This is a genomic window from Stenotrophomonas sp. RIT309 (genome assembly GCF_000632045.1).
Taxonomy (GTDB): Bacteria; Pseudomonadota; Gammaproteobacteria; order Xanthomonadales; family Xanthomonadaceae; genus Stenotrophomonas; species Stenotrophomonas indicatrix.
Genome location: NZ_JFYS01000014.1, coordinates 99,718 through 120,440, shown reverse-complemented (window position 1 = coordinate 120,440; position 20,723 = coordinate 99,718). Strand labels below are relative to the sequence as shown.

Genomic DNA, 20,723 nt, shown 5'->3' with positions numbered 1-20,723 from the left:
GAATCCAGCGGTTGAATCGAGGTTCCGGCACGACCACCCCCGGGTGGATGCGCCGGACTGGACCGCTACCAGACAACGGAACCCGAATGGCAGAAACCGCCAAGGAAATCATCCAGGTCAACCTGGAAGACGAGATGCGCAAGAGCTACCTCGATTACGCCATGAGCGTGATCGTGGGGCGCGCGCTGCCAGATGCGCGCGATGGCCTCAAGCCGGTGCATCGTCGTGTGCTGTTTGCGATGAATGAACTCAACGCGCACAGCAACAAGCCCTACTTCAAGTCGGCACGTATCGTCGGTGACGTCATCGGTAAGTACCACCCGCATGGCGACCAGTCGGTGTACGACACGCTGGTGCGATTGGCACAGCCGTTCTCGCTGCGCTACATGCTGGTCGATGGCCAGGGTAACTTCGGTTCGGTCGACGGCGACTCCGCCGCGGCGATGCGATACACCGAGGCGCGCATGTCGCGGCTCGCGCATGAGCTGATGGCGGACATCGACAAGGAAACCGTCGATTTCCAGCCCAACTACGACGAAAAGGAACTGGAGCCGACGGTCATGCCGACCCGGTTCCCGAACCTGCTGGTCAATGGTTCGGCCGGTATTGCGGTGGGCATGGCGACCAACATTCCGCCGCACAACCTCACCGAATCGATCAATGCCTGCATCGCGCTGATCGACAATCCGGAAATCGATATCGACGGCCTGATGGAGTTCATCCCGGGCCCGGATTTCCCGACTGCGGGCATCATCAACGGCACCGCCGGCATCATCGCCGGTTACCGCACCGGCCGTGGCCGCGTGCGCATCCGTGCCAAGGCGGATGTCGAAGTGGCCGACAACGGCCGCGAATCGATCATCGTCACTGAAATTCCTTACCAGGTGAACAAGGCGCGTCTGATCGAGAAGATCGCCGAGCTGGTCAAGGAAAAGAAGATCGAAGGCATCAGCGAGCTGCGCGATGAGTCCGACAAGGACGGCATGCGCATCTACATCGAAATCAAGCGCGGCGAGTCGGCCGAGGTTGTGCTCAACAACCTCTACCAGCAGACCCAGATGGAGTCGGTGTTCGGCATCAACATGGTGGCGCTGGTCGACGGCCGCCCGCAGTTGATGAACCTCAAGCAGATGCTGGAGGCCTTCGTCCGCCACCGTCGCGAAGTGGTTACCCGCCGCACCGTGTTCGAGCTGCGCAAGGCGCGCGCCCGTGCCCACGTGCTGGAAGGCCTGACCGTTGCGCTGGCCAACATCGACGAGATGATCGAACTGATCAAGACCTCGCCGAACCCCACCGAGGCACGCGAGCGCATGCTTGCGCGCCTGTGGGAACCGGGCCTGGTCGGTTCGATGCTCGGCGCCGCCGGTGCCGAAGCCTCGCGTCCCGATGACCTGCCCAAGGGCGTGGGCCTGATCGAAGGCGGCTACCAGCTGACCGAGATCCAGGCGACCCAGATCCTGGAAATGCGCCTGCACCGCCTGACCGGGCTGGAGCAGGACCGCCTGACCGAGGAATACAAGCAGCTGCTGGAAGTGATCGCCGGGCTCATCCATATCCTGGAAGATCCCGATCGCCTGCTGCAGGTGATCCGCGAAGAGCTGATCAACGTGCGGGCCGAGTTCGGTGACGAGCGCCGTACCGAGATCCGCCACAGCGAAGAAGACCTGGACATCCTTGATCTGATCGCCCCGGAAGACGTGGTGGTCACCCTGTCGCATGCCGGTTACGTGAAGCGCCAGCCGGTCAGCGCCTATCGCGCCCAGCGTCGAGGCGGCCGTGGCCGCAGCGCGGCGTCGACCAAGGAAGAGGATTTCATCGAGCAGCTGTGGCTGGTCAACACGCACGACACGCTGCTGACCTTCACCAGTTCGGGCAAGGTGTTCTGGCTGCCGGTGTACCAGCTGCCTGAAGCCGGTTCCAATGCTCGCGGTCGCCCGATCATCAACTGGATCCCGCTGGAGCCGGGCGAACGCGTGCAGGCCGTGCTGCCGGTGCGCGAGTACGCCGATGGCCAGTTCGTGTTCTTCGCCACCAAGAACGGTACGGTCAAGAAGACCCCGCTGGGCGAGTTCGCCTTCCGTCTGGCCCGCGGCAAGATCGCGATCAACCTCGACGAGGGCGATGCGCTGGTCGGCGTCGGCCTGACCGATGGCGAGCGTGACATCCTGCTGTTCGCCTCCAACGGCAAGACCGTGCGCTTCGGTGAAGACAAGGTCCGCTCGATGGGTCGTACCGCTACCGGCGTGCGCGGCATCAGGATGCCGGCCGGCGAGGAAGTGGTCAGCCTGATCGTGGCCGAGAGTGCTGGCGGCATCGAGGACGAGAACGAGGACGACAACGGTGTCGAGGAGGCCGTCGCCAATGGCGATGCGCTGATCGAAGGTGCCGACGACGCCAACCTGCGTTACATCCTCACCGCCACCGAAAACGGCTACGGCAAGCGCACCCCGCTGCCGGACTACCCGCGCAAGGGTCGTGGCACGCAGGGCGTCATCGGCATCCAGACCACCGAGCGCAATGGCAAGCTGGTTGCCGCGGTGCTGATGGGTACCGACGATGAAGTCCTGCTGATCTCCGACGGCGGCACCCTGGTGCGTACCCGTGGCTCGGAAATCAGCCGCGTCGGCCGCAACACCCAGGGCGTGACCCTGATCCGCCTGTCCAAGGACGAGAAGCTGCAGGCGGTGGAGCGCATGGATGCCTCGATCGACGAGGACGAGGACGAGGTGGCCGCCGCCGCCCCGGCCACGACCGACGGCGCACCGGCTGCTGCCAGTAGCGAGGACGCCGCGCAGGAGTGATCCTGCCGCGATGCTGAGGTACCCGACGACGCCGGCCTTGTGCCGGCGTCGTCGTGTCTGCAGTCGAAAATACGCACGCACTTCACGGTGACGGTGGCATAAGGGCGCATGCTGCCCCCGGAGATCGACGATGTCCGCCACGCCGCAGTCTGCTTCCGCGCCTCCGCCCCGCCATCCTCTGGTTACCGTGCTGGCCCTGTTGCTGATCGTGCTCGGCCTGGTCATCGGCGGCCTTGGTGCGTGGCTGCTCAGCCTCGGTGGCTCCTGGTACTACGCCATCGCCGGCTTGGGCCTGCTGGTCTGCGGCATCCTGTTGTGGGGCAATCGGCGTAGCGGTGCACTGCTGTATGCACTGGTGTTCATCGGCAGCCTGCTGTGGACCTGGTGGGAGTCGGGCAGCGATTACTGGCGCTGGGTACCTCGGCTGGGCCTGGTGACCGCCCTCGGCATCGTCCTGGCATTGCTGGCGCCGACCCTGCAGGCGCCGGTGCCCAGGCGGCTGTCGCGCAGCGTGGCCGCTGTACTGATGCTGGTCTTCGTGGCCGCCTTCGGTCTCGCGTTCACCCCGCATGGCGTGGTCGACGGGCATCAGCCGTTCCCCGAGCCGGCGGTCGGCGCCGGGCTTGATCCCACCCGTGACACCACCGGCCTGCAGCCTGCCGACCAACCGGCCGAGGGTGACTGGCCGGCATGGGGGCGCAGCAATGCGGCCACCCGCTATTCGCCGCTGCAGCAGGTCACCCCGGAAAACGTGGGAACCCTGCAACTGGCGTGGCAGTTCCGCACGGGCGACCTGCCGAAGAAGCGCTGGGGTGCGGAAACCACGCCACTGAAGATCGGTGATCGGTTGTACCTGTGCACCGCACGCAATCAGTTGATCGCCCTCGATGCCGGCAGCGGCAAGGAGCTATGGCGTTTCGATCCGAAGGTGAAAGATGCGTCGATCCCGTACACGGCCGCCTGCCGTGGCGTGTCCTATTACGAGCTGCCCAGCGCGCCGACCCTCGCCGATGCCGCACTCGCTGATGTGGCTGCCGATCTCGCGCTGCCCGCACCGCCGCCGACTCGCACCCACCGGAGCGCGGCGCCAGGGAGCCGCTCAGCCTGCAGCGCACGCATCATCGAAGGCACGCTGGACGGTCGCCTGATCGCGGTGGACGCCGACAGCGGTCGCCCCTGCGCGAATTTCGGCAACAACGGCCAGGTCGACATCACCCTGGGCATGGGCGAGGTGCCGCCGGGTTACGTATCGATCACCTCGCCGCCGGCGATCGTCCGCGGTGTCATCGTCACCGGCCACCAGGTACTGGACGGCCAGCGCCGCGACGCGCCCTCCGGCGTCATCCAGGCCTACGACGCGATCAGCGGCAAGCTGCGCTGGGCGTGGGACATGGACCAGCCCGAGCGCAGCGGCCTGCCACCGCGCGAGCAGACCTACACACGTGGCACACCGAACATGTGGACCACCGCTACCGGCGATGAAGCACTGGGCCTGGTGTACCTGCCGATGGGCAATTCCGCAGGCGACTACTGGAGTGGCTCGCGCACCGAAAACCAGAACAGGTACGCGACCTCGCTGGTCGCCATCGATGTGGCTACCGGCAAGCCGGTCTGGCACTTCCAGGCCGTGCGCAAGGACGTCTGGGACTACGACCTGGGTTCGCAGGCCAGCCTGATCGACTACCCGACGGCATCGGGAAAGGTGCCGGCGATCCTGCTGCCCACCAAGCAGGGCGACATGTACATCCTCGACCGTCGCAATGGCCAGCTGCTGACCCCGGCCGAGGAGCGCAAGGTGCCACAGGGCGGCGTGGAGCCCGAGCAGCGTGCCGCCACCCAGCTGTTCTCGCTGTACCACACGCTGCGGCGCGACGACGCGCTGACCGAGCGCGACATGTGGGGCATCACCCCCATCGACCAGCTGGTCTGCCGAATCCAGTTCCGCAAGGCACATTACGAAGGGTTCTACACACCGCCCAGCAGCGATCACCACTCCATCGAATACCCCGGCTACAACGGTGGCTCGGACTGGGGCAGCGTGGCCATCGATACGCGGCGTGGCGTGATCGTGGCCAACTACAACGACATGCCCAACTACAACCGGCTGGTGCCGCGCGCCGAAGCCGACCGCAAGGGCTGGCTGCCGCGCGAGCAGATGCGCGCCGACAAGGGCGGTGCCGAAGGAGCAGGGGATCCGCAGGTCGGCACGCCCTATGGCATCGACGTCAACGCCGGTTGGCGGCTGCCGTTCACTGGCCTGCTGTGCAAGCAGCCGCCCTATGGCGGTATCCGTGCGATCGACCTGCGCAGCGGCAAGCTGCTGTGGGACCGGCCGTTCGGCAGCGCGCGTGGCAACGGCCCCTTCGGCATCCGCTCCGGCCTGCCCATTGAAATCGGCACGCCGAACAATGGCGGTTCGGTGGTGACTGCCAGCGGCCTGATCTTCATCGCCGCAGCGACCGACGACCTGCTGCGTGCCATCGACCTGAAGACCGGCAAGGAGCTGTGGCACACCAAGCTGCCAGCCGGTGGCCAGGCCAACCCGATGGTGTACGAGCAGGGCGGGCGGCAATACGTGGTCATCATGGCTGGCGGGCACCATTTCATGGAGACGCCGGCCGGGGATTACGTGATGGCGTATGCGTTGCCGGAATAGCGTCCGGCTCCGAGGCCGGCATGCGGGATGTGACCGCTGTCGCTGAAGTTGCGTGGGTGAGCGTGCAGGATCCATCATCGGAACAGGACGGGGCTGGCCAAGCCCCACGGAAGGAATCGCATGCTGAACTCAGAACGCCTGCCGGGGCGTGCCACCCGGTTGCTGGCTGGGCTGCTTCTGCTTGGCCCTTGCCTGTGGGCATCGGCACAGGCCTCGCCCCCGCCCACCGTACGCAAGCTGCCCAGCGGTGCCGAACTGATCGCCGGCGATGTGCGTTACCTGAGCCCCGCCTATGCGCCGTGCATGGCCAATGCGGGCACGGCGCTGGACGCTCGTCGTCGCTGTGTCGACGCTGAATTCAAGGCGCACGACGATGCGCTCAACGCCGCCTACAGCGCGGCGCGCTCCACGATGACGGCCAATGATCAGCAGGTACTGCGCGATCTGCAGCGGCAATGGCTGCGCCAGCGTGACCGTCGTTGCCCGGAAGGTGGCAATGCCGCTGCCCAACTGGATTCGCAGCAGTGCCGTATACACATGACTCTGCTGCGTGCCCGCCAGCTGCAGGCCGGTGGTGCGGCGGCCCTGGTTGCTGAAGCCAAGGCGGCCCCGGCACCCACGCAGGTCGCCGCTCATACCGCAGATGGCGAACCCGATAGGCAGGGCAGGATCGTCCTGCAGCCCGGCGAGGGCAGGATCACGCCTGCGCTGCAGGTGGTCTTCCAGGTGGCCGACTGCAGCGGCACCGATAACGTGATGACCTGTCAGGTGCGGAGCATGGGCGTGACCCGTGGCGGCCGCAAGGTGGCCGTCACGGACATGCAGCCACGCCTGACCCGCGCCGGTGCCAATACCCATGCTGCGGCCGCCGTGCTGCTGACCGCTTCTGACTTCAACGGCGATGGCTTGCCAGACCTGCAGGTATGGCAGGACAACAACGGTGTCTACAACGCTCCCGTCCACGCGTTCTACCTGTTTGATGCCAAGGGCAACCGCTATGTGCGTGCCAAGGCATTGGAAGCGGCCATCGGTGGACGTGACATCGACCATATCGACAACGGCCGGTTCGTACTGCGCGGCAAGGCAAGCCCGTGCGAGCGGGAAGACAAGGTCATCCAACTGCGCGGAACCGAACCACGCACGCTGCTGATGCGCCGCTATGACACCTGCAAGGGTCAGGTCCCTACTGAATCGGACCTGCTGAAGTAGGTCCTTCCCTGACGAATGGATGCGTTCCGGAACTGGAGAGCTGAAGGATGAGCGAAGGCTATGGAAAGGGTGGGTCAGGCTTCGGCCTGACCCGGGACCAGTCGGTCGAGATGATCGTCCGCACCTGTATCGACAATGGCGTTACCGACCACCGGCAGATTGCTTACGTGCTGGCTACAGCACAGCACGAATCGCGCAATTTCGCCGCGCCCGAGGAAGACTGGGGCAGGAAGCAGGCGGTGGATCTGCGCTACTTCGGCGGTGAAGAGTATTTCGGCCGGGGTTTTGCCCACCTTACCCACGTCAACAACTACGAGCGGCTGGGCGAGGCGCTGGGAATGGGCCGCGAGCTGGTCGAGCACCCGGAGCGGGCGGCCGAAGCGGAAATCGCCACCAAGGTGCTGGTGGTGGGGATGCGCGATGGCATGTTCGGCGTGCGGCTGTCCGACAACGTCAACGCCAGCCATGTCGACTACCGACAGGCGAGAGCCTCGGTCAATGGCGGTGAGTTGAACAACGACAGTCCCTATCCGGACGCCATCGCCACGCTGGCCACCGGATGGGAATCGCAGGTCGCCGGCCTGGTCCAGCGCGTTCAGCAGCCGGGCTTCCAGATGCCGGTGCCGATCCAGCAGGGGCCCGCTGGGGCGATGGACCTGCACCGTGGTGACGCCAACCAGAAGGTGCTGGAAGCACAGCAGTACCTGCAGCGGCTGGACATCCGCAACAACGCCAATGCCGCGATCAAGCCCGATGGGGACTTCGGTTCTTCCACCGAGCAGGCCGTGCGCCGCTTCCAGACCGAGCGGGGCATCAGTCCGGCCAATGGTCGCATCGACGATGCATTGCTGGAGCGCATGCGCACCGACACGCTGGCGGTCGATCCGGACTTCAAGCGCCGGACGGTGACCGATCTGACTGGGCCGCTGGCCGACGGTAACCTGCGCCCAGGTGAGAAGGGCGAGCCGGTGTTCGAGATGCGCCGCCAGCTGGAGGAGCTGGGGTACCTTGCCGAACCGAACCCACGTGCCGAGCGCGAGGCGCGCACGTTTGATGCCGGCATGCAGGCGGCCATGCGCAGTTTCCAGCAGGACTACGGCCTGCCCCTGCGCCCGGGCAACACCATCGATGAAGATGCGCGCCGGCAGTTGAACGATGCAGCGGTGGCGCGCGAGTTTGCCCCCACCACCGAATTCGACCGAGCAGAGAACTGGCCGCCACAGCGTCCGCCCTATACGCGGGCGGAGTTCCAGCCGGAGCAGGTACAGGCGCGGCAGCAGGCTGCGGCGAATCCACCGGTCGCTGGCCCGGCCACGCAGGAACCGCTGCCACAGCACAGTGGCGTGGATTCGCTGTCGCCCAGGGATGCAGCGTTGTTCGAGCGCATCCGCCAGGGAGTACCCGGAACCATCGGCGATGAGCACGTCGTGCAGGCCGTGCTGGAGTCCAAGCGCAACGGTATCGACGATGCCGGGCGCGTCGACCGGGTCATGATGGCCGGAGATCGCCTGTGGGTCGCCGGCTTGATTCCCGGTGAGCGCGCCAGTGTGGATACGGCGCAGCCCGCGCGCTCGATGGACGACATGGTGCGCGATCTGGCCGGTGACCATCGGCAGCGTGAGCAGCAACTCGCCCTCGACAGCCGCCAGCACGAGAACCGCGGGCCTTCATTGGCCTGAGCCGACAACAGCGACGTGCCCGTTGTGGGTCCGTCGCTGCTGCGGGGCAGCGTTGATCGAAGCGTTCGCAGCGGGTGGCTGCGCCAGTCGATTACGATGGCATGTCGTCACGCCCACGGAGGATCTGCCATCACCCTGTTGCGTCTGTCTGCCTCCTGTTTCGTCCGCCTCGGAAGCAGTGCTGGGCTGCTGCTTCTGATCGGCAGCGCCGTCACTGCCAGCGCGCAGGCGCCTATCAGTGCGATCGCAGAGTGGGAACTGCACGGCCGCTCCGAAGGCCTGGCCCGCCCCGACACCGTCTGCCAGGATTTCCTGCAGGCGATGGGACGAAAACCAGCCGAGCTGGAATACGTGGGCTGCACGCAGGACGACGATTCCTACATCCAGCCGATGGAAGCGCGGTATCGCGTCAGCGGTGCCTCGGCGGCGAAGATCGAAGCCTATCTGCAGCAGACCTTTGGCATGCCGTCATTGACATATGTATGTTGTGGCTGGAGCAGCGGCGCGCCTTATGTCTGGCATGAGCAGCCGGGCAGCGTGAAGTACCAGATCGGCATGGGCGTGGAATCGCTGCACCATCCGCGCACGCAGTGGAGCGCGATTCCCTACTTCACGGTAACCGTTGCGGTGAACCGCAAAGGCCCCTGATGGCGTACGCTTGAAACCAACCACTGGCGTACAAGGAATGACAACCATGCCCCCGATGCTGCTCCGTGTTGCTGCCATCACGCTTGCCCTGGCACTGAGCCAGGTCGCCACCGCCGCATCTCCCGAGCCGCTGCAGCTGCCGCAGGCCGAAGCGCTGACGTACTGGAAGCCGGTGGAGGGCACCTTCCGCCCACAACTCAATGTCGACCCCGGCCGTGTGCCGTTCGCGGAGGAGGTGACCGTGGCCTATTCGGTCAACAAGCGCGGCCGCACGTATGACGTAAAGGTGGTGGAGGCCAAGCCGTCGACGGCCTTCAGTGGCTGGGCGTTGAATGCGGTCAAGGCGATGCGCTTCACGGCAACGGACAGCAACACCGAGCGCACGCCGATCCGCAGCGAAATGACTGCACGCTGGGGCGGTGGCAAGTAGTGCGCTAGGCAGGTACCCGAACCATCTTTGCCATCAGGTGTTCGACCACGCCCGCCGGGTCCGCCGTGCGGCCTACGTGTGTGCTGGACATCTGCACCACCGAGCTGCGCTTGGCGGTCAGGAAATGGAAGCGCGCGCGCGCAGGCAGCTGCGCGATAGGGCCGGCGCCGGCATCGCCCCGGCAGATCGCCACGATGGCATCCAGCCACGGCTGCAGCGCTTCAATATCCAGCGCCGGCGCGAAGGCGTGCAGGCGCGCGGCATCGATCTCGATTGCCGCTTCCAGGTGCCGTGCGCCCGGGCAGGACACGATCACGCCGACGTTGATGAACTCCTCGCGTTCCACCCGCGGTACCACGCGGATGACGGCATAGTCATACGTGTGCAGCGTGGGCACGGATGGCCTCCTGCACGAACACCGCACGCACCTTCAGGCGATGCTTCAGGTAGTTGATGTAGCCCTGCCGGTAAGCCTGCGGGCTGTCGAAGGCCGGCTCATCAACCAGCCAGCTGTCCGGCACCAGGCCGACGATGCGCTCGATTTCCGCATCCGGCAGGCGCGCGGCCAGTTCGGCATCCACCTCGGCGATGCGGCTGGCGAACGACAGCAGCACGTGGTCGCGGATCAGCACGAAGGGCTTCTCGCAGGCATCGCCGGCGTTGGCCCAGTCGTGATGGAAGTACATCGCCGCGCCGTGGTCGATCAGATACAGCTTGCGATGCCACACCATCAGGTTCGGATTGCGCGTGGTGCGGTCGACGTTGCTGGTGAACGCATCGAACCAGACGATGCGCGAGGCCAGGTCAGCGTCCACCGGCATCGCCGCCGGGTCGTAGTTGATCGCGCCGGGCAGGTAATCCAGACCCAGGTTCAGGCCCTCGCTGGCGCGGATCAGGTCCTGGATCTCCGGGTCGGGCTCGGTGCGGGCGAATTCGCTGTCCAGCTCGACGAACAGGATCTCCGGAATCGGCAGGCCCACCGCGCGTGCCATCTCGCCTGCGATCAGCTCGGCGATCAGCGCCTTGGGCCCCTGGCCAGCGCCACGGAACTTGAGCACCGCCATACCGTCGTCGTCGGTCTCGACCACGGCAGGCAGCGAGCCACCTTCCCGCAAGGGGGTTATATAGCGGAGGGCATGGACGGTACGCATGGGTGCATTCTAGCGTGGCCCATGCTTGGGTTGCGCCGGGTGGTGCCCGGCGCTGTCCCTGACGTCAGTGCGACAACGCGCTGCGCTGCTGTTCCTGCACCTGCTGGCGCGTCTGTTCCTGCGAGGCGTGGTCGGCCTGGCGCTGGTTGACGAGGGCGAGGCTGTCCAGGCTTTCCTGCACCGGCCGCTGCGCGGCTTCGGCCGTGGCTGCCGATGCACGCAGCGACGCAGGATCATCCAGCGCGCCCTTCACCGCGAACACGTTCTGCGCCGCAGCGACATCGCCTGCCTGCCGGCTGAGCACCACATGATCCACGCGGTCCAGGCCGTTCTCGCGGGCCAGTACCAGCAGGCTTGCGCTCAGTCGTTCACTGGAGGCGTCGAAGCTGCGGCCGTTGGCGGCATCCAGCTCTGCCACCTTGCCGCGGATCTGATCGTGCAGGGCACGGTCGTTGCCACCCGCCAACGGCGCAGCCTGCGCTTCGGTCGGCACGGGTGTGGTTGCCTGTGCAGTGATGGGCACGTGGGCGTAGGTGCCCTCGGTGTGGTCGAAATAGTGCAGCGTGGACGGCGAGGTGCTGGTATCGAAGTAGGGCTGCCGTGGTGGAGTGCCTTTACCCAGAGAGAGACCGTTCTGTTCCAGCAGGCTTTCCTGCAGGCCGAGCTGTGCCATGTTCACCGACATCCGGCTGATGCCATCGGGTGCGGGGTTCTTGGCCTCTTCCTTGCAGGCGCGGCCGATGGCATCGGTGGCGTAGTAGTTCTGGTAATCCGAATTGCCGTTGGGACCCAGCCGCGACGACACACCTTCGTCGTAGTAGTGCTTGCCCATGCCCTCGATGTTGGCGGCAGTGGCGGTCATGCTCAGGTCTGCATTGAGCGTCAGGTCCGGATGCGCGGCATAGGTCATCGGCGGGCCGGGCTGCACGCGCACGAACTCCTCTGCACGGGTACTTGCTTTGTAGAGATCTTCCAGCGTGGCGTCCGGTTTGGCGGTCTTGACCATGCCGACCAGTGCATTCCAGCCCTCGATGTTCGCCGATGCCTCGTCGCGCCGGTTGGCTGCGAGCAGGGTGCCGATGGCCTGGGTGTAGTCGTGGGTCGAATCGCGCGCGGCAATGTCTGCAATATCGGATTCAAACTGCTCATAGGCCCGTTCGGTCGCTGCATCATTGAGCCCATGCTGGATCTCATGGCCCAGAACGAAGGTCAGCTCTGCAGCATCGTGTTTGTCCGGGGCTGCCAGCGTGGACAGACTGGATGCCGGCAGGCGGATGGCCTTTGCGCCGCTGACGTACTCGCCGCCCACATTGCTGTCGACGGGCAACAGCTCGAAGCGCTGCAGATGACCGGCGGTGATGGCCAAGTCGACCTGGGTTGCCAGCGCCGGAGAATTGGCAATGGCCTTGCGAAGGTTGTCGACCTGATCGGTCGTTACATCGGGTTTTCCTGCAAATTCGGTCAGGAGGCGTTCCGTATCCGCTGAAAGCGTAGGCATGGTGCGCTGCTCCTTACTGCACGGTGACAAGGCGGACGCAGGCATGCGCCGGCTCGCCAGACGGGGTCGGATTCTCAGCCATCGTGTCGACCTTGATGCTCAGGTTCGGGCGATCGAAACGGTCATGGATGACCCGGCCGTGCTCGCCGCGGATGGTGTCGCGCTTGAAGCCCGCAGCCTGCAGAGCCGAGGCGAACTGATTGAAGTCGACCTGGCAGATCGCCGTTGCGTTGGCTTTGCGGTCGGCGGTGGTGTCGATGAAATTGAGATCGAGACGCGCATCGGCGGCGCCAGCCTTCTTGACCTCGAGGCCGTAGCTCCACTCTGGAGTGAGCGTGCCACCGTAGCCGAAATGACCTGGGCCGAAACTCTGCGCGGGCGCCTGCATGGCCTGCGATACCCGTTCAAGGGTCAGTTCACGGGTGGAGGTGGTGTCCTTGATCAGATCCAGCAGGCGCAAAAGAAGCTGATCTGCGGTGAGCGCAGACGGCGTTGCGGCGTCGGAGGCAGTCGATGCCATGGTAGCGGGTCCTTGAGAAGTCGACGAATGGTCAGTCGCGTGTGCGCAGGCGCAGAGCGAGGCCGCACTTAGGACGATCGTCCACGGCCGTGTGAATGCGTACCCAAGCATAAGCGTTCCCTGCATGTTGAGCGCTGACCCTAAAGTGGGCCAGGTGAATCACAGGTTAAATGCAATTGACGATTGCTGGCACCGGGGCCGGGCGCTTCGGATCTCAGGTGTTTGCTGCAAGCGGAGTTGCCACCGCCGGGCTCTCCCTGGCGGCGCGCAGTCGGCTCTGGATGCCATGGAATTTTCTTCACTTCCTCATTCCTTGAGAGGTGGCAGCATCCAGCCGTGAGTCGATCAAGCACTGGCGTGGCCTTGAATTGCAGGCCTCCCTGCCGTTTTCCCGCGACCGACACCCGCCAGCTTGTTTCCGGCACATTTGCGCAGCGTTGAACGTGGTCCTGCGAGGCCACTCCCCTCGGCAAGGAGGCCCGCGATGCACAGTCCTGTTCACGCGTATACCTACCGCATCAGCAACCAGCCTATCGCGCAGGCAGCGTGCGCTGGTGTTGGCAGACATGCTGAAGACGTTGCTGCGGTTCATGCAGCCTCAGACAGAATTCTTCCGTGAGTTGAGCACCGATGGTTGGCTCTGCATCCCGCAATGCGCAGAGCCACTACATGCATGCGAGTCGCCCCATGGCGCTGCTTCGTTCGCAGCACTGGGCGCGCATCTCGTCCACGATGTCCACGCAGGCTTCCGAGGTGCACGATGAGCAACGAATCGAGAGGAGCCCTGCCGCCCCTGGATCTGGATGATGCCAAGGCCGCGCAGATGATTGGCAAGCTGGTGCTGGTGGGCGTTACCCGTTTTGGCGGCGATGGCCAGGTGCAGGGGCTGGAGCAGTTTGCCGGCACCGTGCTGAGGGTCAGTGCCGAAGAAGGGCTGGTGCTGGCCGATGGCGATGACGGCCATGAGCGCTACCTGCCGCCCATGCTGGACCAGTACCTGCCGGCCGCGCCAGGCGAGTACCAGTTGCGTTCCAGCGGGGTGACGGTGATCGATCCCGATTATCTGTCCACCTGGGAGTTGCACGCGCGGCAGTAGGCGAAGGGCATCCAGAGGGGCCGGGCCAGGCAGGGCCACGCTTTGCAGGATGGGGCGACTAGCCCTTCCGGCCCATTTCCCGGTGGGCAGGGGGTGTTAGATTCGGCCCATGCCCGCCGTGCGGGTACCCAACTCACACCCCAGGGGAAAAGGATGCTCATCCGTCGTACCTCTCTGGCGGCGGCCGTTGCCGTTGCCACGCTCGGCCTGCTGGCCGCCGGCCCGGCCTTTGCCGACTACGCCAAGCCGCCGGAACACCTGCTCAAGGTGCTCAAGGCGCCGCCGCCGCCGGCACCGAACATCGACCCCAGCGGCCAGCGCCTGCTGCTGACCACCGCACAGACCTATCCGTCCATCACCCGCGTCGCCCAGCCGTACCTGAAGCTGGCTGGCGTGCGCCTGGAACCGAAGAACCGCAGCCGCCACGACACCCCCGGCGGCTATGGCATTCCGGCCTGTGTGGCCGACTTCACCCTGGTCGAGATCGTCAGCGGCAAGAGCACCAAGGTGAACCTGCCGCAGGGGTGCGCAGGTGGCGCACAGTGGTCGGCCGATGGCAGCCGTTTCGCCTTCCAGAATGCCGTCGATACCAGCGTGCAGCTGTGGGTGGGCGACGCCGCCACCGGCCAGGTGAAGCAGGTGCCGAACGTGCAGTTGAACCCCATCTTCGGCAGCACGGTGCAGTGGCTGGGCGGCAGCCAGAACCTGCTGGTGAAGCTGGTGCCGGCCAACCAGGGGCCGGCGCCGTCCAACGGCGGTACGCCCACCGGTCCGGACGCGCAGGAGTCGCTGGGCAGCAGTGGCGAGAGCAGCACCTATGAAGCGCGCGACACGCTGACCAGCGTGCACGACGAAAAGCTGTTCGCCTATTACGGTGCCTCGCAGCTGGCGGTGGTCGATGCCGCTGCCGGCAGCGTGCGCCCGGTTGGCCAGCCGGCGCTGTACAACGACGTCAACGCCGCACCCGATGGCGTGCATGTGCTGACCGAGACCCTGAAGGCGCCGTTCTCGCATGCGGTGACCTACCAGCGCTTCGCCAATGATGTGGCGGTGCTGGACCTGGCCAATGGCCGCAATACGGTTCTGGCGAGCCTGCCGCTGGCCGATCGCGTGCCGGTACACGGTGTGCCGGAAGGCCCGCGGGGTTACGACTGGCGCTCCACCGATCCGGCCACCCTGGTCTATGCCGAAGCGCTGGACAAGGGCGACTGGAAGGTGAGCGTGCCGCATCGCGATCGCGTGCTGATGCTGAAGGCCCCGTTCACCGGCAAGCCGGTGGAAATCGCCCGCACTGCACAGCGCTTCGAGGGATTTGCGTGGTCGGCCGACCCGGCCGTGTCGTTCCAGTTCGAGAACGACGAGAACCGCCACTGGATGCAGGCCCGCATCGTCGATGTGGACCAGCCGAAGAAGGAAGGTCGCCTGCTGTGGGACATGTCCAGCGATGAGCTGTACGGCAACCCGGGCAACCTGGTGTTCAAGCGCCTCCCCAGCGGTGCGCCGGTGGTGCGCCAGGAGGGCAACACCGTGTTCCTGCGCGGGCAGGGGGCGTCGCCGCAGGGCGACCGTCCGTTCCTGGATGCGCTCGATTTGGCTACGTTGAAGAGCGAACGTCTGTTCCGCAGTGATGCCGATGCGTACGAACAGTTCCTGGGGTTCAGCAATACACCGGGTCGCTTCCTGACCTGGCACCAGTCGGTGATGGACCCGCCGAACGCGTTCGTGCGTCTGCTCGGTGAGCGCATCAACGATGCCAAGGCCGGCGAGGCACAGTTCCAGTCCAAGCCTGCTGCGTTGACCAAGCTGGTCGACCCGACCCCGGAAGTGCGGCAGATCCAGAAGCGCCTGGTGACCTACAAGCGCGCCGATGGCGTGGACCTGTCGTTCACCCTGTACACGCCGCCGGGCTACAAGGAAGGCCAGCGCGTGCCGGCGATCCTGTATGCCTACCCGGCCGACTTCGCCAATGCCGCACAGGCCGGGCAGGTCTCCGGTTCGCAGCAGACGTTCACCCGTCTGCAGCCGTACCGCCTGATGCTGCTGGCCGGCTACGCGATCATCGACAACGCCTCGTTCCCGATCGTGGGTGACCCGAAGAACGCCTACGACACCTATCTGGAACAGCTGGAAGCCGACGCCAAGGCGGCGGTGGACAAGGCCGTGGAGCTGGGCGTGGTCGACCGCAACCGTATCGGCGTGACCGGCCACAGCCATGGTGGCCTGATGACCGCCAACCTGATCGCCCACACCAACCTGTTCAAGGCCGGCGTGGCGACCAGTGGCTCGTACAACAAGACCTTCACCCCGTTCGGCTTCCAGAACGAGCGTCGCTCGGTATGGCAGGCGCAGGATGTGTACCTGAAGGCCTCGCCGTTCTTCTACGCCGACAAGATCAAGCTGCCGCTGCTGCTGGTCCACGGCGAGGACGACGCCAACCCGGGCACCGAGCCGTTCCAGTCGCGCAAGCTGTACCAGGCGATCCGCGGCAATGGTGGTACCACCCGCCTGGTGATGCTGCCCAACGAGCCGCACTGGTACACCGCGCTGGAATCGAACGAGCAGCTGGTGTCGGAAATGCTGAATTGGTTCGACACCTACGTGAAGAACGCGAAGTAATCCGGCAAGGCCGCCCTCCGGGGCGGCCTTTCTGGTTCAGGCATCCAGTAGCGCCGAGCCATGACTGGTTGTTATGCACGAAGGCTGCATGTGCCACAGAATCCGCTTTCCAAGGAGCGTCATGAAGGCCTGGTTTCTCGTCGTCGTAGCCCTGTGTCCGGCCGCTATGGCTGCTGCAGCCGATGGGCCCATGCGCATCGACGTGGCCTACGATTGGTCCGGTTGGGGAGGTGTTTCAGAGCACTGGCTTATCGAGCGCGATGTACGTGGAATCACCACGCGTGTTCGTGTCACAGATTCGGCGGGAAGCCAGGAATTGCCCAAGCAGATATTGCCGGCTGCTGCGGTCGAAGCGTTCGAAGCGGCTATTGATGCTGCCCCGCTGTCCAAGGAGGCCACGATCAGTCTGATTGCGGGCCGCCTTGATCGCGCTGAGATGCTGGAGTTGGATCCGAAACTGCGGTCAATGCCGCCGGCATCGTGCACATTCGCCGATCAGCAGGCGTGGGCCCGCCGGACGTTGACTGTCCAGGGGCTGCAGCAGCGGGTGCAGCAGCACTTCAGGGGGGACGCGGTGGCGTGGACTGACGATTATCCGGTGATGTCGGTCACGGTGAAGCGCCAGGGCAAGCCTGACGTGGTGTTTCTGTCGAGATCGCAGAAGGCCTTGATGTTGCCATGGAAGCAGCTGTCTAGTGGGCAGGTGAATCAGCGATCACTGTCGCTCGCGCCGGATCAGTGGCGCCCCGCGCTGAGTGACGCGTTGACCCGGTTGCTGCCAGAGGGGGAGGCAACACGTGCCCGCTTCAAAAGCACCTGGCTGCAGCATCGCTTGAAACAGGAGCTTGAGCTGGAGGCATTGAAGTGCACGACCGGGCCATGAACAGGGGGGGGAGCTGCGAGGGCACAGCCGGGCCAGGTATCCCCCTGTGGGTGTTGCGTAACCATCTGTGATGCAGGCATGGATCGGCCACAAAGCTGCGGTACGCTGCGCATCTGATGTCCGCTACGGGTTCGCTCCATGAAGGCCTTCATCCTCGCCGTATCGCTGTCGATTTCCGTTGTCCCGGGCATTGCATTCGCCCAGCCGCTGCCGGCCGAGCTGGCAGCGTTGGGCATCACTGCCGGCATGCCCTACAGCAAGGCCAAGCGCCTTCTTGATGCCGCAGGATGGCAGGCCAGCCCGCCACGCGATGCGCCGGAAGTGTTGGACGGTTTCCCGGAAGTGGGCTGCCAGAAGGGCGGCAACAATTGCCGTAGCACCTTCGCCAAGGATGGGCAGCAGGTCGCTCTGCAGGTGGGAACCACGCTGGCGGGCCAACCCTTCGTGCAGGGCGGCCGCTGAGCACGACGGGCACTCAGCCCAGCGGCAGGTTCTCCAGCGCACGCGACATCCGGTCATGCAGGTCGCGCACGCGTTCGGCCTTGGCATCCACGCGGCGCTCATCGCCGAAGCTGCGGACATAGGCGCATGCAGCGAAGCCGGCGCTTTCCCTTTCGTACTCGGCGACCCACGCCAGGCGGTCGGGGTTGCTGGCCTGCTGGGCCGACCAGGCCGCCACCGGCGGACGGATGTGCGCGATGAAGCCAAGCCGCCACGGTTTGGGTGTCAGCCGCGCACGGAAGCAATGCTGCAGCGTGCACATGCGTGCATACAACGTGTCGGTGCCCAATGCCTTGAAGAAGGCATGCACCTGCGCATCCTGTGGTTCGAACGTGGCATGCATCGCCAGTATGCGCAGCCCGGCCGGGGTGCGGTAAGCGCGCAGGTGCCAGTCGGGGTGGTGCTCGACGAATGCCTGCACGCGCTGCAGTGCGATGCCCTCGACGCCGCCGGACCGGGCCAGCCGTCGATTGCGCCGCCCCGACAGGATCTGGTTGACCACCACCATGGCAATGCCGCCGGCCGCCAGGCCGATGTTGAAGTTGCCCAGCGCACCGCCGATCAGCGCACCGGCCGCCAGCAGCCCCAGCGCACCGAGCAGCGGCAATGCGCAGCCTGACGGAGTGGACGCGTGGTCGATATCCGCAAACAGTACGTCCGGGGTGTTCAGGCACAGCGCGCCGTAGCTGTTGCGGGTAACGATGACGTCATCGCTGCGCTGCACGATCTGCTCGCGGATCGGGATGCCTTCCACACCGTAGTTGGTTCGTCGCTCGCGACGCGGCACGGCCTGGCCGCTGAGGATGGCATCGAGCGCTTCGCGCGCACGTGCATCGGCATGGGCCTGCGCGGCATCCTGGTCGTCGTCGGACCAGCCGAACCGGCGTACCACCAGCGGGCGGCCCCTGTACCTGTCCTGCAGACGGGCTTCGGCCCAGTAGGCTGGAACGATCATCATCCTGTCTTCCCCTTGCTTCCATGGCAGCCGCTCGCCGCGAGTCTGGCACAGCAGGGGAGGGCGTTGCACGATACGGCAGCGCATGCGATGACGCGGTGGTAGATTGCGCGCTTCGCGTGCACTCCACCAAGGACGGAGCCATGTTCGTGTCATTGCGTTGCCTGCTTGCCCTGGCCCTCGGCGGGGTGATCGGCACTGCCCAGGCGGCCGCGCCGGGACCGGAAATCCTGACCGCTGATGCCACCCGTTTCTACGCGCTGTACGAGGCCGCTGGCGGCAAGCCCAGCGTGGCCCAGCTTGAGCAGTACCTGGCACAGGGCACGCCGAGCCTGGCCCAGTTCGCCAAGCTGCGCCGGGTGACCGCCCAGCGCATGGCCGAAGCGATGGCGCGCGACCCTGCGCTGTACGCCAATGGACGGGCCTGCCTGGCGGAGTTGCCGGCGGTGCGGCAGCGACTGGTGCAGGTGTTCGCCAATCTGCAGGCGATCTATCCGCAGGCGAAGTTTCCGCCGGTGGCGATCGTGGTGGGGCGCGGCAAGCCGGTGGGCATGACGTACCCCGATGGCGTGGTGATCGGCCTGGAAGCACTGTGCGCGGCCGATTTCATGAACGCCAACGCGCAGGACCGCTTCGTGCACGTGATCGCGCATGAGTACGTGCATATCCAGCAGACCGGCGTGAGCGAGTACGAAGCAGGCGACCCGCAGGCGACGGTGCTGCGCGAGTCGCTGGGCGAGGGGATCGCCGAGTTCATCGCCGAGCTGATTTCCGGCAACGTTGGCAATGGCCGGCATGCCGGCTGGACGCGGGGCAGGGAAGTGCATATCGAAAGTGCCTTCGCGCTGGACGTGGACAGCACCGATCTGACGCCCTGGCTGTACAACTACACGCCGGGTTCGCAGGAGCCCTATGATCTGGGTTACTGGGTGGGCTACCGCATCGCCAAGGCGTATTACCTGCAGGCCGGCAACAAGCGCGATGCCGTGCGCGCGCTGATCCAGCAGAAGGACGCCAAAGCGATCCTGCAGGCCAGTGCCTGGACGCCGGGCATGTGGATGCCGGCGAAGGTGACGGGTGTGGCGGCAAGGGCGGCTGCATCGGCCAAGTGACCATTGGCAGGCCGCGCTAGACTGCCCAGGTCGACAACGGAGGATGCTCATGCGCAGGAGGACTTCACTGGCCTGGCTGCTGGCCGGATCGCTCATGGCGGGGCTGGCCACGCCAGCGTTGGTGCAGGCGGCCAGCAATCCATTGCTGACCAAGCCAGTGGAGCAGGTGCAGCCAGATGAAGTGCGCTTCATGCAGCAGCGTCTGTCCGATTGGCCGCAGCTGCAGAAGTACCGCGCAGCCAATGCTGCATTGCCCGCGCCACGGGACGGCCAGTCACGCGTGGTGTTCTTCGGCGATTCGATCACCGAAGGCTGGGGCAAGGAAGGCAGCAGCACGTTCTTCCCCGGCAAGGGTTACCTCAATCGCGGCATCAGCGGGCAGACCACCGCACAGATGCTGGTGCGCTTTTCTCAGGATGTGCTGGCGCTGCGCCCGAATGTGGTGGTGATCCTGGCCGGCACCAATGACATCGCCGGGAACACCGGCCCGGCCACGCAGGCGATGATCGAGGACAACCTGCGGGCCATGCTGGATCTGGCCAAAGCGCATGGCATTGCGGTGGTGCTGGCGTCGGTGTTGCCGGTCAGCGAGTACCCGTGGATGCCGGGCATAGCACCTGCGCCCAAGGTGCGTGCATTGAATGCTGCGTTGAAGCGGCAGGCCGATGCGCGCGGGCTGGTCTATCTGGACTACCACACGCCGATGGCCAACCGTGCCGGCGGACTGGATGCGCAGTTGGCAACCGATGGCGTGCATCCGACGGCGAAGGGTTATGCGCTGATGGCACCGCTGGCCGAGGCGGCGATCAAGCGCGCGCAGGCGAACGTGCCCAAGCGCTGAGATTGGAGTAGTGCCGGCCGCTGGCCGGCAACCTCGATCTGCATACCGAACGGATTACCGGCCAGCGGCCGGCACTACCCTATCGCCAGTTCCGCCAGAAGCCACTCACAGAAACGCATCACCAATG

The 20,723-nt window shown here is 65.5% G+C and carries 17 protein-coding genes; 12 read left to right on the top strand and 5 right to left on the bottom strand.

What is annotated here, in order from left to right; genetic code table 11:
• Nucleotides 1–86 precede the first annotated feature (86 nt).
• The 6 genes from gyrA (at nt 87) to BW38_RS10825 (ending at nt 9,423) form a co-directional block, all read left to right on the top strand.
• Complete coding sequence (gene gyrA, locus BW38_RS10800; RefSeq protein WP_032976292.1) at nt 87–2,801, top strand: DNA gyrase subunit A; 2,715 nt, start codon at nt 87–89, stop codon at nt 2,799–2,801.
• A gap of 130 nt (nt 2,802–2,931) precedes the next feature.
• The gene (locus BW38_RS10805; protein WP_032976291.1) at nt 2,932–5,457 is read left to right on the top strand and encodes a membrane-bound PQQ-dependent dehydrogenase, glucose/quinate/shikimate family; all 2,526 of its coding nucleotides are present in this window, start codon (nt 2,932–2,934) and stop codon (nt 5,455–5,457) included.
• A gap of 120 nt (nt 5,458–5,577) precedes the next feature.
• The gene (locus BW38_RS10810; RefSeq protein WP_032976290.1) at nt 5,578–6,666 is read left to right on the top strand and encodes a lysozyme inhibitor LprI family protein; all 1,089 of its coding nucleotides are present in this window, start codon (nt 5,578–5,580) and stop codon (nt 6,664–6,666) included.
• Between the two features lie 47 nt (nt 6,667–6,713).
• A complete protein-coding gene (locus BW38_RS10815; protein WP_032976289.1) occupies nt 6,714–8,345 on the top strand; it encodes a peptidoglycan-binding protein in 1,632 nt (543 codons plus the stop codon).
• A gap of 24 nt (nt 8,346–8,369) precedes the next feature.
• Nucleotides 8,370–8,993 (top strand): DUF4952 domain-containing protein, encoded by a 624-nt coding sequence (locus BW38_RS10820; protein ID WP_235189950.1) that lies wholly within the window; start codon nt 8,370–8,372, stop codon nt 8,991–8,993.
• A 46-nt stretch (nt 8,994–9,039) separates the two neighbouring features.
• Complete coding sequence (locus BW38_RS10825) at nt 9,040–9,423, top strand: energy transducer TonB (protein WP_032976288.1); 384 nt, start codon at nt 9,040–9,042, stop codon at nt 9,421–9,423.
• Between the two features lie 4 nt (nt 9,424–9,427).
• Here BW38_RS10825 and BW38_RS10830 read toward each other — a convergent pair whose 3' ends face one another.
• From BW38_RS10830 to BW38_RS10845, 4 genes are all read right to left on the bottom strand, one after another.
• Nucleotides 9,428–9,820 carry a DUF3037 domain-containing protein gene (locus BW38_RS10830; RefSeq protein WP_025876936.1) on the bottom strand — a complete coding sequence of 131 codons (393 nt, stop codon included), beginning with the start codon at nt 9,818–9,820 and terminating at the stop codon, nt 9,428–9,430.
• Nucleotides 9,798–10,574: a HipA family kinase gene (locus BW38_RS10835; RefSeq protein WP_032976287.1), complete on the bottom strand. Its 777-nt coding sequence runs from the start codon at nt 10,572–10,574 to the stop codon at nt 9,798–9,800. The genes BW38_RS10830 and BW38_RS10835 overlap by 23 nt, the downstream gene beginning before the upstream one ends.
• 64 nt (nt 10,575–10,638) lie before the next feature.
• Nucleotides 10,639–12,072: an XVIPCD domain-containing protein gene (locus tag BW38_RS10840; protein ID WP_032976286.1), complete on the bottom strand. Its 1,434-nt coding sequence runs from the start codon at nt 12,070–12,072 to the stop codon at nt 10,639–10,641.
• A 13-nt stretch (nt 12,073–12,085) separates the two neighbouring features.
• Nucleotides 12,086–12,592: a hypothetical protein gene (locus BW38_RS10845; RefSeq protein WP_235189949.1), complete on the bottom strand. Its 507-nt coding sequence runs from the start codon at nt 12,590–12,592 to the stop codon at nt 12,086–12,088.
• Nucleotides 12,593–13,352: 760 nt separating this feature from the next.
• Here BW38_RS10845 and BW38_RS10850 point away from each other — a divergent pair.
• The 4 genes from BW38_RS10850 to BW38_RS10865 all read left to right on the top strand — a co-directional run bounded on the left by BW38_RS10850 (nt 13,353) and on the right by BW38_RS10865 (nt 17,649).
• Nucleotides 13,353–13,688, top strand: a complete 336-nt coding sequence (locus BW38_RS10850; protein ID WP_025876944.1) for a hypothetical protein — start codon at nt 13,353–13,355, stop codon at nt 13,686–13,688.
• A gap of 153 nt (nt 13,689–13,841) precedes the next feature.
• Nucleotides 13,842–16,304 (top strand): prolyl oligopeptidase family serine peptidase, encoded by a 2,463-nt coding sequence (locus BW38_RS10855; RefSeq protein ID WP_032976283.1) that lies wholly within the window; start codon nt 13,842–13,844, stop codon nt 16,302–16,304.
• Between the two features lie 121 nt (nt 16,305–16,425).
• Nucleotides 16,426–17,187 carry a hypothetical protein gene (locus BW38_RS10860; protein ID WP_032976282.1) on the top strand — a complete coding sequence of 254 codons (762 nt, stop codon included), beginning with the start codon at nt 16,426–16,428 and terminating at the stop codon, nt 17,185–17,187.
• Nucleotides 17,188–17,325: 138 nt separating this feature from the next.
• Nucleotides 17,326–17,649 carry a hypothetical protein gene (locus BW38_RS10865; protein WP_032976281.1) on the top strand — a complete coding sequence of 108 codons (324 nt, stop codon included), beginning with the start codon at nt 17,326–17,328 and terminating at the stop codon, nt 17,647–17,649.
• A 13-nt stretch (nt 17,650–17,662) separates the two neighbouring features.
• Here the strand turns inward: BW38_RS10865 and BW38_RS10870 are convergent, their stop codons facing one another.
• Complete coding sequence (locus tag BW38_RS10870; protein ID WP_032976280.1) at nt 17,663–18,646, bottom strand: hypothetical protein; 984 nt, start codon at nt 18,644–18,646, stop codon at nt 17,663–17,665.
• A 140-nt stretch (nt 18,647–18,786) separates the two neighbouring features.
• On the opposite strand from BW38_RS10870, the gene BW38_RS10875 reads away from it, so the two are divergent.
• Nucleotides 18,787–19,755, top strand: a complete 969-nt coding sequence (locus BW38_RS10875) for a DUF2268 domain-containing putative Zn-dependent protease (protein WP_032976278.1) — start codon at nt 18,787–18,789, stop codon at nt 19,753–19,755.
• Between the two features lie 94 nt (nt 19,756–19,849).
• Entirely contained in the window at nt 19,850–20,596 is a 747-nt protein-coding gene (locus BW38_RS10880) for an SGNH/GDSL hydrolase family protein (RefSeq protein WP_235189952.1), read from the top strand.
• The last annotated feature ends 127 nt before the right edge of the window (nt 20,597–20,723 follow it).